Here is a 17767-nt window from a genome sequence, read left to right on the forward strand (position 1 = left end):
CGCCGACGATGCTTAATGGGTGCGCATATATATTGACGGTCGACGTGGGTAACACGTTCATTCGCTTTGGTCTGTTTGCAGAGGATTCGGCCGCGGCGCAGGAATGCCCGCTTGCGACGTGCGAGATCACGACGCCATCGAGCATTACGGCCGACGAAGCGCGTATGCGTCTCGCTCAAGTCATGGCCGCGCTGGCGGCCGATGCGGGCATGCCCGGCGCGCTCGTACCCACGGCGGCCGTGCTGAGCTGCGTGGTGCCGGCGCTCGAGCGCCCGTGGAAGGCGGCTCTTTCCCGTATCTGCACGGGGCGCGTGCTCACCGTGGGGCCGGGCCTCAAGACCGGCATGCCCGTGCACTACGACGACCCGGCCGAGATCGGCCCCGACCGCATCGCCGATGCCGTGGCGGCTCGTGCCGTCTACGGCTCGCCGTGCATTGTGATCGACCTGGGCACGACGACCAATATCGAGGTCATCGACGCGCACGGCACCTTTGTGGGCGGCGTCATCGCGCCGGGGCTGGCGCTCGGCGCCCGCTCGCTTTCGGCGGCAGCAGCGCGTCTGCCGCAGGTCGAGCCCTCGGCACCCACGCATGTAATCGGCCGCAACACGCGCGAGGCCATGCGCTCGGGCGTGGTCTTGGGCGAGGTGGCCCGCATCGACGGCATGCTCGACATGGTGCTCGCCGAGATGCGCGCGACCAAGGCCGCGGGGGAGGGCGACGTGCCCATAGTCATTACCGGCGACGATGCCGAGGCGCTTGCGTCGCTGGTCGGTCATAGTCTGACGGTCGACGACGCGCTGACGTTGCGGGGTCTCGCCGAGCTCTACCGCATCAACCAAAAGCCCCGCCGCGTGTAAAGGTGAGGGCGCCGGTGGGACAAACGCCTCCACCTTTCACCTGCTACAATGGGTCAAACTATTGCGATTACGGAGGTGTCTGCCATGTCGGACGATCTTCATCAAACTTCGTCAGGCAAGCGCCTGGACGTCATTAGCTGGGACGAGTTCTTTATGAGCGTGGCCATCGCCGCGCAGCGTCGCAGCAAGGACCCCAACACGCAGGTGGGTGCGTGCATCGCCAACACCAACCACCGCATCCTTTCGGTGGGCTACAACGGTACACCCTCGGCGCTCAACGACGACTTTTTTCCGTGGGGTACGAGCGACGACCCGCTGCAGGACAAGCACAACTACGTGGTCCATGCCGAGGCCAACGCCGTGCTCAACTACCGTGGCTCGCTCAAGGACCTCGAGGGTTCCACGGTCTACGTCACGCTGTTCCCGTGCCACGACTGCGCCAAGATTTTGGCTCAGGTGGGCGTGGGCGAGGTCGTCTACCTGGACAACAAGTACGCCGACACCGATGACGGACGCATCAGCCGCCGCATCCTCGACTCCTGTGGCATCAGCTACCGCCAGGTTATCGTCGATGTGCACATCGGCACCGAGGGGCAGGCTCAGCAGTAGCGCGTGGCAACGCCAGCTGGCGGCAAAAGCAGCTAAAAGAGCCCCGTCCCAAATTGACTACTCGTGAAAGTCGCGTCTGCGCGCATGGACGGCTCGTGAGCGGGTACACGGCTGTAGTAACATAGCTTCTGTCCGCGGGCGCGCCCGCGTAATTGTGAGAAAGGAGCCCCTGTGGCTGTTAACGAAGAGCTGCTTAAGAAGGTTCTTGAAGAGATTCGCCCCAACCTGCAGGCCGATGGCGGCGATATGGAGTATGTGGGCGTCGACGACGAGGGTGTCGTCAAGCTGGAGCTGCAGGGCGCCTGCGCCGGCTGCCCCATGAGCTCGCTGACCCTGTCCATGGGCATTGAGCGTATCCTGAAGGAGCATGTGCCCGGCGTTACCCGCGTTGAGCAGGTCAATGCCTCCGGCGAGGCCGAGGACCTGTACGACGAGTACGCGCCGTTCTAAGCTGCGAAAGCTGCGGACGGCATACTCCGCATAGACGTTACGCTCAAATATGCGGCTGCGAGCGCAAGGCCCGCGGCCGCATTTGTATGTAGGGAGCAGGAGGATCGATATGCTCAACGACCTCTACCATATGCTTGATCCCGTCGCAATCTCGGCGGGCCCCATCACCATCTACTGGTACGGCCTGGCCTACGTGGTCGGCGCCCTGCTCACAGCAGTCGTCATGTACCGCACGCAGCGTCGCTGGGGCTTTAACATCACGATTGACGACCTGACGAGTGTCGTGGTCGGCGTGGTCTTTGGCCTCATTATCGGTGCGCGCCTGTTCTACGTCGTCTTTTACGGTGATGGCTACTACTGGGCGCACCCGCTCGAGATCTTTGCCACCAACGAGGGCGGCATGAGCTTCCATGGCGGTTTGGTGGGCGGCATTATCGGCGGCATCATCGTGTGCCGCATGTATAAGCTCGACGCCTGGACTTTGGCAGACCTTGCCGTCATCGGCGCGCCGCTGGCCTTGTGCCTGGGACGTTGCGCCAACTTCGTGAACGGAGAGCTGTGGGGCAAGCCGACCGATCTGCCCTGGGGCGTGGTCTTCGGTGGCACCGCGGGCGATATGCCGCGTCACCCCTCCCAGCTCTACGAGGCATTTCTTGAGGGCATCGTGCTCTTTTGCATTCTGCAGGTGCTCAGCCGCAAAAAGCCGCTACTGCCCCAAGGCACGTTTATGGGCATGTTTGTGATGGGTTACGGCATCGTCCGCTTCCTAATTGAGTTTGTGCGCGTGCCCGATGCACAGCTGGGCTATCTGCTGGGTGGCGTTATCACCATGGGTCAGCTGCTGAGCCTGCCGCTCGTAATCGCGGGCCTGGCGCTCATCATCTTTGCTCGTCGCCGCAACCAACCCCAGCGCGTCTACCTGGACGCCTAGCCACCAAAACCACCACAAAGGGGACAGGCACCTTTGTGGTGGTTCGCTGGGCAACGATGACAGAACCGTAACGTTTCCCCAGATAAAACCTGCCAAAATAAACCTGTCCCTTTTTGGCAGGTTTCTAGAAAGGCTTTCGGACTGTGAAGGATTCCGACCTCTCCACAACGGCTGCGCGCGACGCTGCCCGCATTGTCTGGTTTAAGCGCTACCCCGCCAAGCAGACGCTCATCGCATTTTTGCTCGCGCTGTTGGCGACCACGGCGTTTTCCATCGATCCCGCCCCGGTGTCGAGCAACGCAGTCTTGGCGATTGACCCCAAAGCCTCGGGCATGCTGTACGTGTGCTACGAGGTGCTTCTCTCGTTTGCCGGCCATACCGACGCGGTCATGCTGCTTGCGCTTGCCTGCCTGCTCACCTTGCCGTTTCGCTACGTGTTCTTTGGCCGTGGCGACACCTGGCGTCCATCGATCATTCTGCCGTCGCTGTTCTTCGCCATCTGCATGGTGTTCGGCCGCAGCTACGATCTCACCGACTCGGCCGAGATTGTCCTTGGCGACAAAGCCCGCATCATCTGCGCCTGGATTGGCGGCGCGGGCTGGATGCCCTTGGCGGTCGTTGCCTTCTACCTTGCCTTTGAGTGTCTAGATTGGCTGAGCTCTCGGCGCATTCCGTTTTCCGAGGCGCACTTTGGCCGCGTATGGCGTGTGGCTCACGCCGTGCTCTCGGTCCATCCCTTTGCCGGGCCCTTCCTGGTGCTTATGATCGCCTGGACGCCCACGCTCATCGCTTCGCTGCCCGGCCTTTTTATGGGAGATACGGGCGCGCAGATTCGCCAGTGGTTCAACTATCCCAACGGCACGAGCGACTACCTGCGCCTACTCAACCCCAACGTGCTGCTCAACGGGCATCATCCCGTAGTGCACACGGCCATTATCGGCTCGTGCGTTCAGCTGGGGCTTTCGCTGTTCAACAGCGCTAACGCGGGTCTTGCCATCTACACCTGCGCTCAATTTGTCATCACGGCTGCCTGCATGGCCTATTCCATTTCGTCGCTGCGCAAATTGGGCGTGAGCCTGCCGGTTCGCGGTGCGATCCTGCTGTTCTTTGCGTTTATGCCGATGTTCTCTAACTACGCGGCGTTGCTCACCAAAGACGTGCTCTTTGCCGACGCGTTCTTGGTGCTGCTGGTACAGACCGTCAAGCTCGTGGCATGTGGCTTGCCCCGTCGTGATGCCAATGCCGAGCGTGCGGGCGAACAGAGGCCCGTGCTCTTTGCGCGCCACGACTGGCTGCTGCTCGCTCTGGGCGCCATGGGTTCCACGTTTCTGCGCAACGGCGGCCTGGTGTTTCCCCTGGCGGCATGCGTAATCGCGGCGGCGTTTTGCGTATGGGACGTGCATGTGGCTCGTCGTGCAGCCAAGCAGACTGGTGCTGCGCCTTCGGGCGCCATCCCGCGTTTCCGCTGGGTTGGCGTTCTCGCGGTGCTCGCGCTCTGCCTTGCCTCTAATATGTACTTCACCAAGGTCTTTATGCCGGCGCACGATATCACGCCTGGTTCCAAGCGCGAAATCCTCTCGATTCCGTTCCAGCAGACGGCTCGTTTCGTCCAAAAGCACGACGGCCTCAACTCGGGCGTCAACCCTACGGTTAAGGAGGACGGCACCATCGTGGAGGCTCCTTGCGACGGTTCGGTGACCGACGAAGAGCGTGCCGTGATCGATCGCGTACTCAAGTACGAGAACCTGGGCCGCCGCTACAACCCCGACAAGTCCGATGCCGTCAAGAACTGCTTTAACGAGTACGCCTCGCAGGAGGACATCGATGCCTATTTTGAGGTATGGGCTCAGATGTTTAAGAAGGATCCCGAGTGCTATATTTCGGCGCTTATCAATAACTACTATGGTTATTTTTATCCGAGCGCGCGCGATGCCTGGGTCTACAGCACGGCGCGTAGTGCCGAGATCATGGCGCGTCCCGACAACCTCAAGTACTTCGACTTCCATCCGGTTGACAGCAACGTGGTGCGCTGGTGCGACCACCTGATCAATTTGTACCGTGTGGCGGTGCAGCGTGTTCCCTTTATCTCGCTCACCATGAGCTCGGCCACCTATGTGTGGATCATGATCGCCGTGGTGGTCTACTTGCTGCGTCGTCATTCATGGCGTGCGCTGGCGATCTGGGTGCCGCTGTTGGGCGTGCTCGCTGTGTGCCTGATTGGCCCGTGCAACGGCTCGACTTACATGCGCTACCTGTATCCGGTCATCGCCTGCATGCCCTTCGCCATCGGCGCCACCGTCACCCGCAGCGACTTCTTCTGGTTCTAACTTGGTGCATTGAGGGTCAGGTTTCTTTGCACCAAAGGGGACATCATCACGACGCCTTCATTTTGGGGTTTATCTCGCAGGCCAGTAGGTATATCATAACGACGTTTGTTTATATTGCCCGAGCATCTGCGCTGGGCTTTAGGTCGAAACCGATAGGAGACACGTATGTCCGGACACTCTAAGTGGGCCACAACCAAGCATCGTAAGGGCGCGCAGGACGCCAAGCGTTCCGCCCTCTTCTCCAAGCTCAGCCGCAACATCACCGTTGCTGCCCGTCTCGGCGGTGACCCGCTGCCCGAGAACAACGCCAGCCTCGCCGCTGCCGTTGCCAAGGCCAAGGCTCAGTCCATGCCTAAGGACAAGATCAAGTCCGCTATCGACAAGGCTTTTGGTTCGGGTGCCGATGCCGCCGTCTACGAGAACATCGTGTACGAGGGCTACGGTCCCGCCGGTGTCGCCGTCTACGTCGACTGCCTGACCGACAACCGCAACCGTACCGCCGCTGATGTCCGTTCCGCCTTCTCCCACGCTGGTGGCAACCTGGGCACCTCCGGCTCCGTCGCCTTCCAGTTTGAGCGCAAGGGCCAGATCGTCGTCGCCAAGGAGATCCTGGACGAGAACGCCAAGAAGGAGACCATGATCGCCAACGGTGCTGCCGGTGACGAGGATGAGTTCATGATGGCCATCGCCGAGGCCGGTGGCGAGGACTACGAGGATGCCGGCGAGGAGTGGATCGTCTGGACTACTGCCAACGAGGTCATGGCTGTCTCCAAGGCGCTCGAGGAGCAGGGCGTCCAGGTCAAGGGCTCCGAGACCACCATGGTCCCGACCACCCCGACCGAGGTCTCCGGCGCCGACGCCAAGAAGGTTCAGCGCCTCATCGACCGTCTTGAGGAGCTCGACGACGTCCAGGATGTTTACAGCACCATGGACATGACCGACGAGGTTATCGCTGCCCTCGAGGAGGAGTAGCGCCCGCACGGGTTAAGCCGTGCATATCTGGGCATAATGAAGCGAGCATGCAAGCCTCGTGGAATAGATGAGCCGGATCCGCGTGCGTAGAGCACCGGACCCGGCTCTTTTATAATGATGCGAACCGTTTTGCATTTCGAGAGCCGAGATTTGAAGGGAGCGCCACGTGCGCGTACTCAAACGAGCCCTAGCGATTGTGTATCTTGCCGCCGCCATCGTGGCGCTGGGTACGCTTGTCTGCCAGTTTTGGGGGCCGTATACGTATCGCTTTATGCTGCTGATGCGCGACCCCATGCCGCGCATTGTCGTGACGGCATGCGGCGGAGTTGTGGCGATCGGCGTGCTGGTAAGCTTCTTTCGCCTGATGTTTGCTCGTCGCGAGCCGTCCTGCGTGCATCCGGCGGGGGAGCGCAATATCGAGGTTACCCTTGCGGCGCTTTCTTCGTGTGCCAGGGCTGCTGCCGAGCGCGACGACCGCGTGATGGTCGAGCATGTCGAGGCCCGCGTCCAAGGCCCCGACGATTCGCACGTCCGATTTAAGGTCGAGGCTATCGCGCTTGACGATAAGGACGTGGCATCTCTGGCTACCGCGATGCAGCGGCGCATCGAGGAAGCTTGCGACACCATGCTCGGCACGCCGGGTACGACCACGCGCGTCCGTTTTTTGCCGTCCAAGACTACCGTCCAGACCGTGGAGGTTTCCGGTGAGTGATACCAATCAAGATAAGACCGCTCGTACGCCGCGCCTGACGATTGACCAGAGCGCCACACCGGCGAGCGAACCTGTTGATTCCAAAGCAGAGGCAACCGAGTTACAAGACGTGGCAGCCGCGGATTTTGACGAGGCTATGGGTCTCATCAAGGGTACGGGCGCTGCCATCTGGAGCTATGCTGTGCGTCATCCCAACACCACGCTCGGTGCCGTCGCTGGCTTTATCCTCGCCGTGTTGGTGCTCACGCTCGGCCTGTGGGACACGCTCGTCATTGCATTCTTCGTGCTGATCGGCGCCGTGATCGGCCAAATTCGCGACGGCGAGAACGGGATCGTCAACTTCTTCGGCCGTCTGTTTAGCGGCCGCTAATATGTATTCGACTGTCGCATCCGCGGCAGGCATAAGGAGGAACCATGGCTTTTAATACGAAGGTCGATGTGGCCGATACCGAGCTCGAGGAGAAGGAGGCGGCCGTCGCCGAAGCCGAGGATGTGACGCTCGAGGATGAGGCGCTCGTCGAGGCCGAGTCCGCCGATGACGCGGACGAGGATGATGAGGAAACAGACGAGTCCGAGGACTCGCTGACCTATTCCAACGGTGTGATCGAGAAGATCGTCGCCATGGCCACCCGCGAGGTGCCGCACGTCCTGGGCATGAAGGGTAACCTTATGCACTTTGTGCAGGAGCAGTTTGGTGCCGAGAATCTGACCAAGGGCGTGACGGTTGAGGTCACCGATGACAATCGCGTGGTCGTCAACATCTCCGTCATTATCGAGTACGGCGCCTATGCGCCCGCGATCTTCGACGATGTCAAGGCACGTGTCACCGAGCGCCTTGCCGCGATGACCGGCCTTGAGGTGGCGGGCGTCAACCTGCGCATCGAGGACGTCATCACCCCCGAGGAGTACGAGCACCGCACCAGCCAGCACGAGTAACCTTCCAAAAAGGGACAGGTTTGTTTTGGCAGGCTTTATCTGCGAAAACGTTAAACGGCCGACCGCGCAAGCAAAAGCGTGGCCGGCCGTTATTTGTATGCCCCCCGATGTAGGCATACCGCTCGTCTAACTAGGGGTTGCAATCGTCGTGTTCCGCGTTACCCTAATGGGCGCATTGTTTCCAAATTGTTAACGAGGGGTTGCCGTAATGGCTGACGAGCACGAAACAGAAAGCCAGGCATGGGCGATTGAGGCTGCCGCGGCAGAGGCGGCATCGCGAGCTGCCGAGGAGGTACATCGTCCTCCCGTGGTGCCGATGGAGCGCGTGGTTGATCGCACCGATATCGAGCGCGGCGAGCGTGCCGGCCAAAAGCGTAGCCAGGAGCCAGGCTTCCCGCGCTTTTTCGCCGAGCTCAATCTGGGCCTGATTCTTACGGCCTTTGCCATCGTTGCGTTTAAAACCCCTAATCACTTTGCTTTTGGCGGCACCTCGGGCGTGTCGGTTATTCTGTCCACGCTGTTCCCGACCCTGCCCGTCGGCGTCTTTATGTGGATTATCAACGCGGTTCTCGTCGTTTTGGGCTTTATCTTTTTGGAGCGCAAGGCAATCCTGTGGAGCGTCTTCGCCTCGTTTGCGCTGTCCGCCTATGTTTCGCTTTTCGAGCTCTTTATCCCGACCAGTGTCTCGATGACGGGCGATATGTGGCTCGACCTGTGTTTTGCCGTGATTCTGCCGGCGCTCGGCAGCGCCATCGTCTTTGATATCGGCGCCTCGACGGGTGGCACGGACATTCTTGCCATGATCCTCAAGCGCCGCACGACGCTCGAGATTGGCCGCGCCCTGCTGCTGGTCGATATCGGCATCGTGGCCATCGCGGCCTTCTTGTACGGCCCGCGTGTCGGTCTGTATTGCGTGCTCGGCCTGTTTGCCAAGACGCTTGTGGTCGACAAAGCCATCGAGAGCATTCACCTTCGTAAGGTCTGCACGGTCATTTGTTCCGAGCCCCTTAAGGTCGAGGAGTTTATCGTCAAGCATCTCAACCGTACGGCGACCATTAGTCGCGGCTACGGTGCCTTCTCGGGCAAGTGCGTGACGGTGATCATGAGCGTGCTGAGCCGTCGCGAGGCCGTGCAACTGCGCCGCTATGCGCGCGAGGTCGATCCGGGTGCCTTTATCACGATTGTCGACAGTTCCGAGATCGTCGGCAAGGGTTTCCGCGGCACGAACTAGCGCGAACGCATTCATCAAACAATCGAAAAGCGCCTCGCGCGTTGCAAATACGTCATCTAAGAGTATTTGAACTCACATTGGGTGATAATGATGCCAAAGACATCGTTTGCGATCCAGGTGATTCGCTCTAGATACGAAGGGATGATTCTATGTTCTGCTCGCAGTGTGGCGCCCCCATGGGCGATAACGACAAGTTCTGCGGCGTGTGTGGTGCTCCTAATGCCGGTGCCGCTGGCCCCGCTCCCCAGGGACAGCCTCAGCCCCAGCAGTTTGTTCCGCAACCGCCCGTGGCGAATGCGCCAAAGGGCTGTGTGGTTCAGGCGTTCCAGGATATGACCAAGACCCCGGGCGTGCTTCAGCGTGTATGCCAAATCGCGTTTTTGCCGGCGCTGATTTGCGTTGTGTCGGTGCTCGTGTTGTTTATTCCCGTTATTGGCGGCATTGCGGCTGCCATCGGCTTTTTGGCAGCTTGCATTGCGAGCGTGTGCGGTTCCGGCTTTGGCATCGAGTGGGGTCGCGATCTGTCGCTTAAGATCGATGACGGCATGGATCGTCCGCTGATGCGTTCCACGTCGTTTGGTCTCGGAGTCTTTTCGAGCGTTATTTCGGTCGTGCTCGAGGTTATCGCTGCCATTCCCGTTATCGGTGTAGTGCTTTCGCTGGTGGAGGGCGTGGCGCTTGGTGCCGCAGGCTCGTACTCCTACTATGGCTCCTATGCGCTCGAGGCTGCGCTGTTCGGTTCGCTCGGCCTGCTTGTCCTGGCTATGATTGCCACGGCAGTCTTGGGGGTCTTCTTTAAGATGTTCGCCGACATTGCCGTGATGCACTTTGCGGTGACCGGGCGCGTTGAGAGCGCGTTTTCGCTCGACAAGGTCTGGGCGGCGTTTAAGCACAACAAGACCAAGCTGTTCTGCGCTTCGTTCCTTCCCGAGTTTTTGACGGGCCTGGTTTCCAACGCCATTACGTGGATCTTGACAGCTGTCTTTGGTGCCATCGCCGGAATTGGCGCGTACGGCTATTACTATCGCCCCACGGGTATCGAGGCGATTGTTACCGCCGGTGGTGTCACGCTCGTATTGTTCCTGGTGCTGATTGCATTCGTCACGGTGTTCCTTACGGTCTTTGGCAAGATGCTCAAGCACCGTGCCGTTGGCTATTGGGCTGCACGTTATGCAAGCGAATGGGCCGATGAGGACAAGGACGACGTTTTGACTTTTGTGCTCCCGGGTGAGAAGAAGCCTGCTCCTGCGGGATTCAATCCCACGGCAGCCACTGGTGCTGCGCCTGCCCCGGCACCCGCGCCTGCACCTGCCCCGGCACCCGCGCCTGCCCCTGCCCCGGCACCTGCTCCTGTCCCCGCACCGGCGTCCGAGGCGACGCCTGCGGAGCCCGATTGGGATGCCGTTGCCACGCCGGCGGATGAGCCGGGCGATAATCCTGCTGCCGAAAACAATCAAACCGAATAGCCGGTCGAGGCGCCCTGGGCAACTGAGCCCGGGGTGCCTTTTTCTACTGCGAAAGCAAGAAAATGCCTGGGAAAACGGTTGCAGCAAAATTTCTCGGAAATTGGTCAATGTTGCGCAACAACGTCGCGGCTATTGTTGAGAACGTAGACGTGTAAGGTTTGAAGGCGTGCGACGCCTTAGGAAAAGGAGAGGCTCATGTTCTGTCCCACTTGTGGTTCTCCCATTTCGGATGATGCCAAATTCTGCCCTGTTTGCGGATCCGCCGTTGGTGCCGCTTCTGCCGCTCCGGCCCCGCAGCCCCAGCCCGCTCCGGCCCAGGCTATTCAGCCCGTGCCCCAGCCTCAGCAGCAGTACACCGGTCAATACGCCCAACAGTCCGCATCCGCTCCGATGGGCTATGGCCCCATTAAGGCTGACCGCAGCCTGATCGGCTGGCTGCTGCTCTCTCTTGTGACCTGCGGTATCTATTCGTTCTACTTCCTGTATTGCTTGGCACGCGACGTCAACACGTTGTGTCAGGATGACGGCGATTACACGCCGGGTCTGGCGGAATTCATCCTTCTATCGTTTGTGACCTGCGGCTTCTACGCGTACTACTGGTATTACAAGATTGGCAACCGCCTGCAGGCCAACGCTCCTCGCTACGGCCTGGTGTTCCAGGAAAACGGCACCACCGTTCTTCTGTGGCAGATCTTCGGCGCGCTCCTGTGCGGCCTTGGTCCCATCTTCGCTATGAACATCATCATCAATAATACCAATGCCATGGCAACGGCTTACAACACTCGCCTTGGCGCTCGTGCCTAACAATAAGGGCGGCGTGAACAGCTCCCAGGGACATAGGGGCACGGCAGAGCTCCTTCGCCGCGCCCTTTTTTGCACCGGCGCGCTCTTTGTTGCCTGGCTCGCGCTCTACCTGCTCGATATCGGCTGCATTTTTCGAATGATGACGGGCGCTCCTTGTCCGGGATGCGGCATGACGAGGGCGTGGCTGGCGGCGCTGCGTCTCGATTTTGCGGCGGCCTTTGCCTACCATCCGCTGTTTTGGGTGGTGCCGATTGCGTTTGTGCTCGCGTTCGTGCGCGAGGAGGTGGCATCGAGCAAGCTAAAGCGTGGTGTCGACATTGCAGTCACCGTGTTGTGCATGCTGGTCATCGCCGTATGGATCGTGCGCCTCATCAATCCGGTAGATGCCGGCCTACTCTTTGGCGGCCATGCGCCCGCCGGAGTCCCCGACGACATCATCCACCTCGAACCCCCACGCTGGCTCACCATCCTTCGCTCTTTCCTGTCGTGACGGAGGACGCGCTAGAAAAGCGGTCGACACATAAGCGGGGGCGAACGTTGAGATAACGTTCGCCCCCGCTTTGCTCTAGCCAGGTTGTTATGGGTGGGCGTGATGGCTACTCGTCGCGCTTCTCCTCGTGGCGAGCGGCAGCCCGCGCATCGTGGATGCCCTTGATTGCAGCATGGCGAGCGGTGCGAGCATCGTGCATGGCGTCGCGCGCCTCAGCGGCTGTTGCCTTGGCAGAGCGCAGCTTGGCGGCCAAGTCGGGGTTGGTCTCGGCAACCGCGGCGATCGTGGGGCCGTCGAGCTCCTCTTGCGTGGGCTCGGCCAAAAAGTCGATAGCATACTGGGCGGCCACCATGGAGCCCTTTGCCAGCACGGTCTCGTCGATCTTGTAGAAGCAGGAATGTTGGGCGTACGTGGCACCAATCTTGGGGTTGCGCGTACCTACAAAGGCGAGCACGCCCGGCACGCGGCGCAGGTACTCCGAAAAATCCTCGCCCGAAAGCGTGCCACGGTAATGGCCTTGACCGGTGGGGCCCAGGCACTTGATTACAGCCTGACGGCAGCGCTCGCTCGAGGCGGCGTCGTTTTCGACCTTGTAGTTGGCGATGGTGTAGTCGGTGAGCTCTGCCTCGGCGCCCAAGGCGGCCGCGGTATGCTCCACGATGCGGCGCATAAGCTCCGGCATTTCCTCGTGGGTCGAATCTCCGTAGGTGCGCACCGTGCCGGCAAGGTAGGCCGTGCCGGCGATAACGTTGCGCGCGGTGCCGCCGTGCAGCTCGCCGACGGTGATGACAGCCGGCTCATAGGGGCTGATCTCGCGCGAGACGATGGTCTGCAGAGCGTTGACGATCTCGGCGGCAACCATAACGGCGTCGTGGCCGCGCTGGGGCATGGCGCCGTGGCATGAGGTGCCGCGGACGTCGATGCGGAACCAGTCGGTATTGGCCATGCGCGGGCCGGGCTCGCAGCTCACGGTGCCGGCGTCGACCTCACTCCAGATGTGCGCGGCGTAGGCGCCATCGACGCCGTCGAGCACACCCGTGCCGATCATGAGCTTGGCGCCCTGGCCGTTTTCCTCGCTGGGCTGGAAGACGATGCGGACCTCGCCGTGGATGTCGTCGGTCATATGGCGCAGAATCTGCAGCGTGCCGAGCATCATGGCGATGTGGCAGTCGTGGCCGCAGGCGTGCATGCAGCCCTCGTTGACGCTGGCAAATTCCTCGCCGGTCTGCTCGGTGACGGGCAGGGCGTCGATATCCGCACGCAGCAGGATGCGGCGGCGCGGCGTGCCGTCCTCGCGGTAGGCATCGGGCGCGGTGCCGCGAAGGGTCGCCACCAGACCCGTCTTAAGGGGACGCTCATAGGGGATATTCATGGCGTCGAGCTGGTTGGCGATGTCGGAGGTCGTGCGCTCCTCGGCAAGGCTCAGCTCCGGGTGCTTATGGAAGTGCCGGCGCTGCTTGATGATATAGGGTTCAAACTCGGTAGCGATATCTTTGATGGCTGCGGTGACGTCGTCAGCCGCGCGAGCCTCGGTCGCCGCCATAATCTGCTGTGCCTTGGTCTTCGTCATGGTCGATTTGCTCCTTGCTGGGTTGATCGCAAAATCGTACAGGCTCTCTCCAGTATGCCACCTGCCGCTAGGGCTGGTAAAGTTGCCGTTTGCCGCTTGGGGTTTTGTTACAAGGGCGGGGGAGTACACTCGGGGGTGTTGAATTTCCTGCCAGAGATGGGGATGCCCATGCAACATATCGATCGGATTATCCGCTCCAAGAACGTCTTTACCGCGCAAGACGGCATCGATACCGCCCGCGAGCTGGCGATTGCCATCGCAGGCGACCGTATCGTCGCAGTCGGTGCGCCCGATGACGTGATCGCCGCCGCTCCCGCCGCCACGTCGGTTATCGACTACGGCGAGCAGTTTGTCTGCCCCGGTTTCCATGACGCTCATCTGCACTTCTTCCATACCTCGGTCGGTTCCTCGCCGTACATGCTTATGGATATGGGCACGTCCGAGGCGGCGCTGGTGCAACATGCGCTCGAGTTTTCCCAGGACCTGCCCGATGACGCTTGGGTTGTGACGCAGGGCTGGCGCGACTACCGTTGGGATCCGCCCGAGCATCCTACCAAGGCGTCGCTCGATGCGGCATTCCCCGATCGTCCCTGCGTTATGTATTCGGGCGACGGGCATACGCTTTGGCTCAACAGCCGCGCACTCGAGGCGCTCGGCGTCACACGCGACAGCGAGCCGCCAGCGGGCGGCAGCTACGACAAGGATGCAAACGGCGAGCTCACGGGCATTGCTCACGAGGCGGCTGCCATGCAGCTGCTACCGCGCTGCCTGGAGTGGCTGGGCGAGGACCGCATCGCGAGCGCTTACGCCGACCAGATGAAGCGTATGGCCGAGCAGGGCATCACCTCGATCTGCGATATGTCGCTCATGCCCATGCCGGGCTGCGATTTTATCCGCGACGACGTCTACGACAAACTGCAGGCAGCCGGCAAACTGGGCATCCGAGCCCATCTATTCCCCACACTGCTGGATGACCAATCGCGCTTAGAAGAACTGCAGACCCGCTACGCGAACAACGCGCTGCTCTCGGCGCCTGGTTTTAAGCAGTTCTTCGATGGCGTGTCGAGCGAACACACGGCATATCTCACCGAGCCCTATACCAATCCGCGCTTCCCGGGCGACCAGGGCCGTCTGACGGTTCCGGCTGAGCGCATGCGCAAACTGGTTCTGGCGGCCGCGGAGCGCGGTCACACCGTGCGCATCCACGTCATTGGTGACGGTGCGATTCATGCCGCGCTGGATATCTTCGAGGAAGCGGCCGACCTGTACGGCCTGCCCCAGCACGGTCATAACACGCTTGAGCATCTGGAGAACCTCTTGCCCGAGGACATCGACCGCCTGCGCAAGCTCGACGTGGTTGCCTCGAGCCAGCCCTGCCATATCACGCTCGACCCGGGTGGTCCGGAGCGCGACCTGGGCTTGGAGCGCAGCCGCATCATGTGGCCGTTCGCAACCTATAAGCAGCGCGGCATTCGCCAAGCCTTCGGTACCGACAGCCCCATCACAGCTGTTACCAGCATGAACGTGCTCTACACGGCTATCACGCGCCAGGACCCCAAAAGCCACTGGCCCGAGGGCGGCTGGCTGCCGAGCGAGCGCATCGATGCGGCAACAGCCCTGCGCAACTACACCCTGGGCAGCGCCTACGCGGCAGGCGACGAGCAAAACCTCGGCAGCCTGGAACTCGGCAAATACGCCGACCTGGTAGTCCTGGACCAAAACCCGCTCACCATCGATCCCCAAGAGCTCCAGGACACCAAGGTCCAGGCCACCTACCTGGCAGGTAACTTAATCTACGAGCGCTAGCCCCATACCCCACCCATAAGGGGCACGTTTCAACAACGTGCCCCTTTCTTGTTCGCACCATCTGCATCGCCATTTTGCTGCACTGACTTTTTCTGAATGCCGGACCCGAATTAGTTAACCAAGCTCCCGTGTGGCTCCGGAGGGGCGGGGCATAAGGTTTATCGCGAGTTCCGCACGAGCCGAAGGCCACTTAATGTGGCCTTCGTGCGAGCAGGACTGCCCGAGCAGGAAACCTTATGCCCCGCCCCTCCGGAGCCACACGGGAGCCACCGCTAAGTTATCCCCCGGCATTCAGAAAATCTAAGTGCCAAAAAATAAGATTTTTTGACTCCGTGTTGTATAACCCGCCATTCGTGGGTACCATTCAACGCGTACGCAAACAAAAAGGGTTAATTCGCGTGGTATAACCGCGCGGCCCAAAAAGGAGGAGACAAGCATGTCGTCTTTGAAGCCGCTTGCAGATCGTGTTCTGGTCAAGCCCGACGAGGCCGAGCAGAAGACCGCTTCTGGTCTGTATATCGCCAGCAACGCTCAGGAGAAGCCGCAGCGTGGCACCATCGTTGCCGTTGGCGCCGGCAAGGTCAACGACAAGGGTGAGCGCATCCCCATGGACGTCAAGGTCGGTGACGTTGTCATCTACGGTAAGTTCGGTGGCAACGAGGTCAAGGTCGACGGCGAGAAGTATCTGCTGATGCGCGCCGACGACATCTACGCCGTCGTCGAGGCCTAGTCTCGTCAGAATCTCTGATTCGTCTTTGAACGCGCCCGCCGCACAGGACTCGGAAGCGGCGACGCGAGTCACATTTCTTTTGGAGGATTACCTACCATGGCAAAGAACATTACGTTCAACACCGATGCCCGCGCTAAGCTTGCCAAGGGCGTCAACACTTTGGCCGACGCCGTTACCGTCACCATGGGCCCCAAGGGTCGCTACGTTGCGCTGCAGCGCACGTTCGGTGCCCCGACCATCACCAACGACGGCGTTTCCGTCGCCAAGGAGATCGAGCTCGAGGACAACATCGAGAACATGGGCGCTCAGCTGGTGAAGGAGGTTGCCACCAAGACCAACGACACCGTGGGTGACGGCACCACCACCGCAACTCTGCTCGCCCAGGCCATCGTCAACGACGGTCTGCGCAACGTCGCCGCTGGCGCCAACCCGCTGGCCATCCGTCGCGGCATCGACAAGGCCGTTAACGCCGCCGTCGCCGAGATGAAGAAGCAGGCCAAGCCGGTCGAGACCAAGGAGCAGATCGCTTCCGTCGGTACCATCTCCGCCGGTGACCCCGAGGTCGGCGAGAAGATCGCCGAGGCCATGGAGGTCGTGGGCAAGGACGGCGTCATCACCGTCGAGGATTCCCAGACGTTCGACATCACCATCGACACCGTCGAGGGCATGCAGTTCGACAAGGGCTATGTCTCCGCTTACTTCGTCACGGATAACGACCGCATGGAGGCCGTGATGAAGGATCCGTACATCCTCATCACCGACCAGAAGATCTCCAGCGTTCAGGACATTATGCCCGTTCTCGAGGCTGTCCAGCGCGCTGGCCGTGGCCTGCTCATCATCGCTGAGGACATCGACGGCGAGGCTCTGCCTACCCTGGTTCTCAACAAGATCCGTGGCGCCCTCAACGTCTGCGCCGTCAAGGCTCCGGGCTACGGCGATCGCCGCAAGCGCATCCTCGAGGACATCGCCGTCCTCACCGGCGGCCAGGCTGCCCTGGACGAACTGGGCGTGAAGGTCGCTGACATCACCGCCGATATGCTCGGTACCGCTAAGTCCGTCACCATCTCCAAGGACAATACCGTCGTCGTCGGCGGCGCTGGCTCCAAGGAGGCCATCGACGCTCGTATCGCTCAGATCAAGGGTGAGATGGAGAACACCACCTCTGACTTCGACCGTGAGAAGCTCCAGGAGCGCCTGGCCAAGCTCTCCGGTGGCGTTGCCGTCATCAAGGTCGGCGCTGCTACCGAGTCCGAGCTCAAGGAGATCAAGCATCGCGTCGAGGACGCCCTGCAGGCTACTCGCGCTGCTGTCGAGGAGGGTATCGTCGCCGGTGGCGGCGTCGCCTTCATGGACGCTGCTCCTGCGCTCGATGCTGTCGAGATTGACGACCCCGAGGAGAAGATCGGTGTCGACATCGTCAAGAAGGCTCTGACTGCTCCGGTTGCTACCATCGCCAAGAACGCTGGCTTTGAGGGCGCCGTCGTGGTCGACAAGGTTGCCGAGCTGCCCGCCGGCCAGGGTCTCAACTCTGCCAACGGCGAGTGGGGCGACATGATCGAGATGGGCGTCCTCGACCCCGTCAAGGTCAGCCGCGTCACCCTGCAGAACGCTGCTTCTGTCGCCAGCCTGATCCTCATCACTGAGGCCACCGTCTCCGATGTGCCTAAGAACACTCAGCTTGAGGATGCTATCGCTGCTGCCACCGCTGGCCAGCAGGGCGGCGGTATGTACTAAGGCCGACAAGGTCTAGAACTCCCACCGGGAATCCGGGGGCGGGACGGGGACTTCTCTCCGGAACGTCCTCGGACATGCAAAGAGGCTCCTATTTGGCAAGGTGTTTTTTAGAATCCATTTTGCGCTCGGCCTCGAAGGC

Annotated in this window: 17 protein-coding genes; 16 read left to right on the forward strand and 1 reads right to left on the reverse strand. The window is 61.0% G+C overall.

Annotated features, from left to right (window positions below):
• The first annotated feature begins 8 nt into the window (after positions 1-8).
• The 13 genes from KTF55_RS09200 (at position 9) to KTF55_RS10000 (ending at position 11788) form a co-directional block, all read left to right on the forward strand.
• On the forward strand, positions 9-860 hold the full coding sequence (locus tag KTF55_RS09200; RefSeq protein WP_022094470.1) for a type III pantothenate kinase: 852 nt from the start codon (positions 9-11) through the stop codon (positions 858-860).
• An 84-nt stretch (positions 861-944) separates the two neighbouring features.
• Complete coding sequence (locus KTF55_RS09205) at positions 945-1469, forward strand: dCMP deaminase family protein (RefSeq protein WP_148331927.1); 525 nt, start codon at positions 945-947, stop codon at positions 1467-1469.
• A gap of 171 nt (positions 1470-1640) precedes the next feature.
• Positions 1641-1919, forward strand: a complete 279-nt coding sequence (locus tag KTF55_RS09210) for a NifU family protein (RefSeq protein ID WP_035137589.1) — start codon at positions 1641-1643, stop codon at positions 1917-1919.
• A 109-nt stretch (positions 1920-2028) separates the two neighbouring features.
• Entirely contained in the window at positions 2029-2850 is an 822-nt protein-coding gene (gene lgt, locus KTF55_RS09215) for a prolipoprotein diacylglyceryl transferase (protein WP_217108399.1), read from the forward strand.
• 143 nt (positions 2851-2993) lie between these two features.
• Positions 2994-5177: a DUF6020 family protein gene (locus KTF55_RS09220; RefSeq protein WP_226790764.1), complete on the forward strand. Its 2184-nt coding sequence runs from the start codon at positions 2994-2996 to the stop codon at positions 5175-5177.
• 165 nt (positions 5178-5342) lie between these two features.
• Positions 5343-6149 (forward strand): YebC/PmpR family DNA-binding transcriptional regulator, encoded by an 807-nt coding sequence (locus KTF55_RS09225; RefSeq protein ID WP_006234926.1) that lies wholly within the window; start codon positions 5343-5345, stop codon positions 6147-6149.
• A 166-nt stretch (positions 6150-6315) separates the two neighbouring features.
• Positions 6316-6861, forward strand: coding sequence for a hypothetical protein (locus KTF55_RS09230; RefSeq protein ID WP_217108400.1), 546 nt, complete (start codon positions 6316-6318; stop codon positions 6859-6861).
• A complete protein-coding gene (locus KTF55_RS09235) occupies positions 6854-7231 on the forward strand; it encodes a DUF2273 domain-containing protein (protein WP_226790767.1) in 378 nt (125 codons plus the stop codon). The genes KTF55_RS09230 and KTF55_RS09235 overlap by 8 nt, the downstream gene beginning before the upstream one ends.
• Before the next feature lie 44 nt (positions 7232-7275).
• Positions 7276-7797 (forward strand): Asp23/Gls24 family envelope stress response protein, encoded by a 522-nt coding sequence (locus tag KTF55_RS09240; RefSeq protein ID WP_217108401.1) that lies wholly within the window; start codon positions 7276-7278, stop codon positions 7795-7797.
• Positions 7798-8005: 208 nt separating this feature from the next.
• Positions 8006-9028, forward strand: a complete 1023-nt coding sequence (locus KTF55_RS09245; RefSeq protein ID WP_117770100.1) for a YitT family protein — start codon at positions 8006-8008, stop codon at positions 9026-9028.
• Between the two features lie 149 nt (positions 9029-9177).
• A complete protein-coding gene (locus tag KTF55_RS09250; RefSeq protein WP_117770101.1) occupies positions 9178-10494 on the forward strand; it encodes a zinc-ribbon domain-containing protein in 1317 nt (438 codons plus the stop codon).
• A gap of 195 nt (positions 10495-10689) precedes the next feature.
• Positions 10690-11298: a DUF4234 domain-containing protein gene (locus tag KTF55_RS09255; protein WP_117770102.1), complete on the forward strand. Its 609-nt coding sequence runs from the start codon at positions 10690-10692 to the stop codon at positions 11296-11298.
• Complete coding sequence (locus tag KTF55_RS10000; RefSeq protein WP_199573591.1) at positions 11291-11788, forward strand: DUF2752 domain-containing protein; 498 nt, start codon at positions 11291-11293, stop codon at positions 11786-11788. The genes KTF55_RS09255 and KTF55_RS10000 overlap by 8 nt, the downstream gene beginning before the upstream one ends.
• Before the next feature lie 106 nt (positions 11789-11894).
• On the opposite strand, the gene KTF55_RS09265 is transcribed toward KTF55_RS10000, so the two are convergent.
• Positions 11895-13358: a M20 family metallopeptidase gene (locus KTF55_RS09265; RefSeq protein ID WP_117848000.1), complete on the reverse strand. Its 1464-nt coding sequence runs from the start codon at positions 13356-13358 to the stop codon at positions 11895-11897.
• 168 nt (positions 13359-13526) lie between these two features.
• Here KTF55_RS09265 and KTF55_RS09270 point away from each other — a divergent pair, with 168 nt between their 5' ends.
• The 3 genes from KTF55_RS09270 (at position 13527) to groL (ending at position 17628) form a co-directional block, all read left to right on the forward strand.
• Positions 13527-15164 carry an amidohydrolase gene (locus KTF55_RS09270; protein ID WP_226790771.1) on the forward strand — a complete coding sequence of 546 codons (1638 nt, stop codon included), beginning with the start codon at positions 13527-13529 and terminating at the stop codon, positions 15162-15164.
• Positions 15165-15600: 436 nt separating this feature from the next.
• A complete protein-coding gene (gene groES, locus KTF55_RS09275; RefSeq protein ID WP_022094351.1) occupies positions 15601-15894 on the forward strand; it encodes a co-chaperone GroES in 294 nt (97 codons plus the stop codon).
• Between the two features lie 96 nt (positions 15895-15990).
• Positions 15991-17628: a chaperonin GroEL gene (groL, locus tag KTF55_RS09280; protein WP_006234938.1), complete on the forward strand. Its 1638-nt coding sequence runs from the start codon at positions 15991-15993 to the stop codon at positions 17626-17628.
• The last annotated feature ends 139 nt before the right edge of the window (positions 17629-17767 follow it).

The sequence above is a fragment of the Collinsella sp. MSK.8.10 genome (genome assembly GCF_019041915.1).
Taxonomy (GTDB): Bacteria; Actinomycetota; Coriobacteriia; order Coriobacteriales; family Coriobacteriaceae; genus Collinsella.

Excerpts from the sequence above, each read along its gene's own strand:
- KTF55_RS09245 (WP_117770100.1), top strand. The coding sequence starts at position 8,006 with ATGGCTGACGAGCACGAAACAGAAAGCCAGGCATGGGCGATTGAGGCT.
- KTF55_RS09270 (WP_226790771.1), top strand. The coding sequence starts at position 13,527 with ATGCAACATATCGATCGGATTATCCGCTCCAAGAACGTCTTTACCGCG.
- KTF55_RS09265 (WP_117848000.1), bottom strand. The coding sequence starts at position 13,358 with ATGACGAAGACCAAGGCACAGCAGATTATGGCGGCGACCGAGGCTCGC.
- KTF55_RS09250 (WP_117770101.1), top strand. The coding sequence starts at position 9,178 with ATGTTCTGCTCGCAGTGTGGCGCCCCCATGGGCGATAACGACAAGTTC.
- KTF55_RS09255 (WP_117770102.1), top strand. The coding sequence starts at position 10,690 with ATGTTCTGTCCCACTTGTGGTTCTCCCATTTCGGATGATGCCAAATTC.
- groL (WP_006234938.1), top strand. The coding sequence starts at position 15,991 with ATGGCAAAGAACATTACGTTCAACACCGATGCCCGCGCTAAGCTTGCC.
- KTF55_RS09225 (WP_006234926.1), top strand. The coding sequence starts at position 5,343 with ATGTCCGGACACTCTAAGTGGGCCACAACCAAGCATCGTAAGGGCGCG.
- KTF55_RS09240 (WP_217108401.1), top strand. The coding sequence starts at position 7,276 with ATGGCTTTTAATACGAAGGTCGATGTGGCCGATACCGAGCTCGAGGAG.
- lgt (WP_217108399.1), top strand. The coding sequence starts at position 2,029 with ATGCTCAACGACCTCTACCATATGCTTGATCCCGTCGCAATCTCGGCG.
- KTF55_RS09200 (WP_022094470.1), top strand. The coding sequence starts at position 9 with ATGCTTAATGGGTGCGCATATATATTGACGGTCGACGTGGGTAACACG.
- KTF55_RS09205 (WP_148331927.1), top strand. The coding sequence starts at position 945 with ATGTCGGACGATCTTCATCAAACTTCGTCAGGCAAGCGCCTGGACGTC.
- groES (WP_022094351.1), top strand. The coding sequence starts at position 15,601 with ATGTCGTCTTTGAAGCCGCTTGCAGATCGTGTTCTGGTCAAGCCCGAC.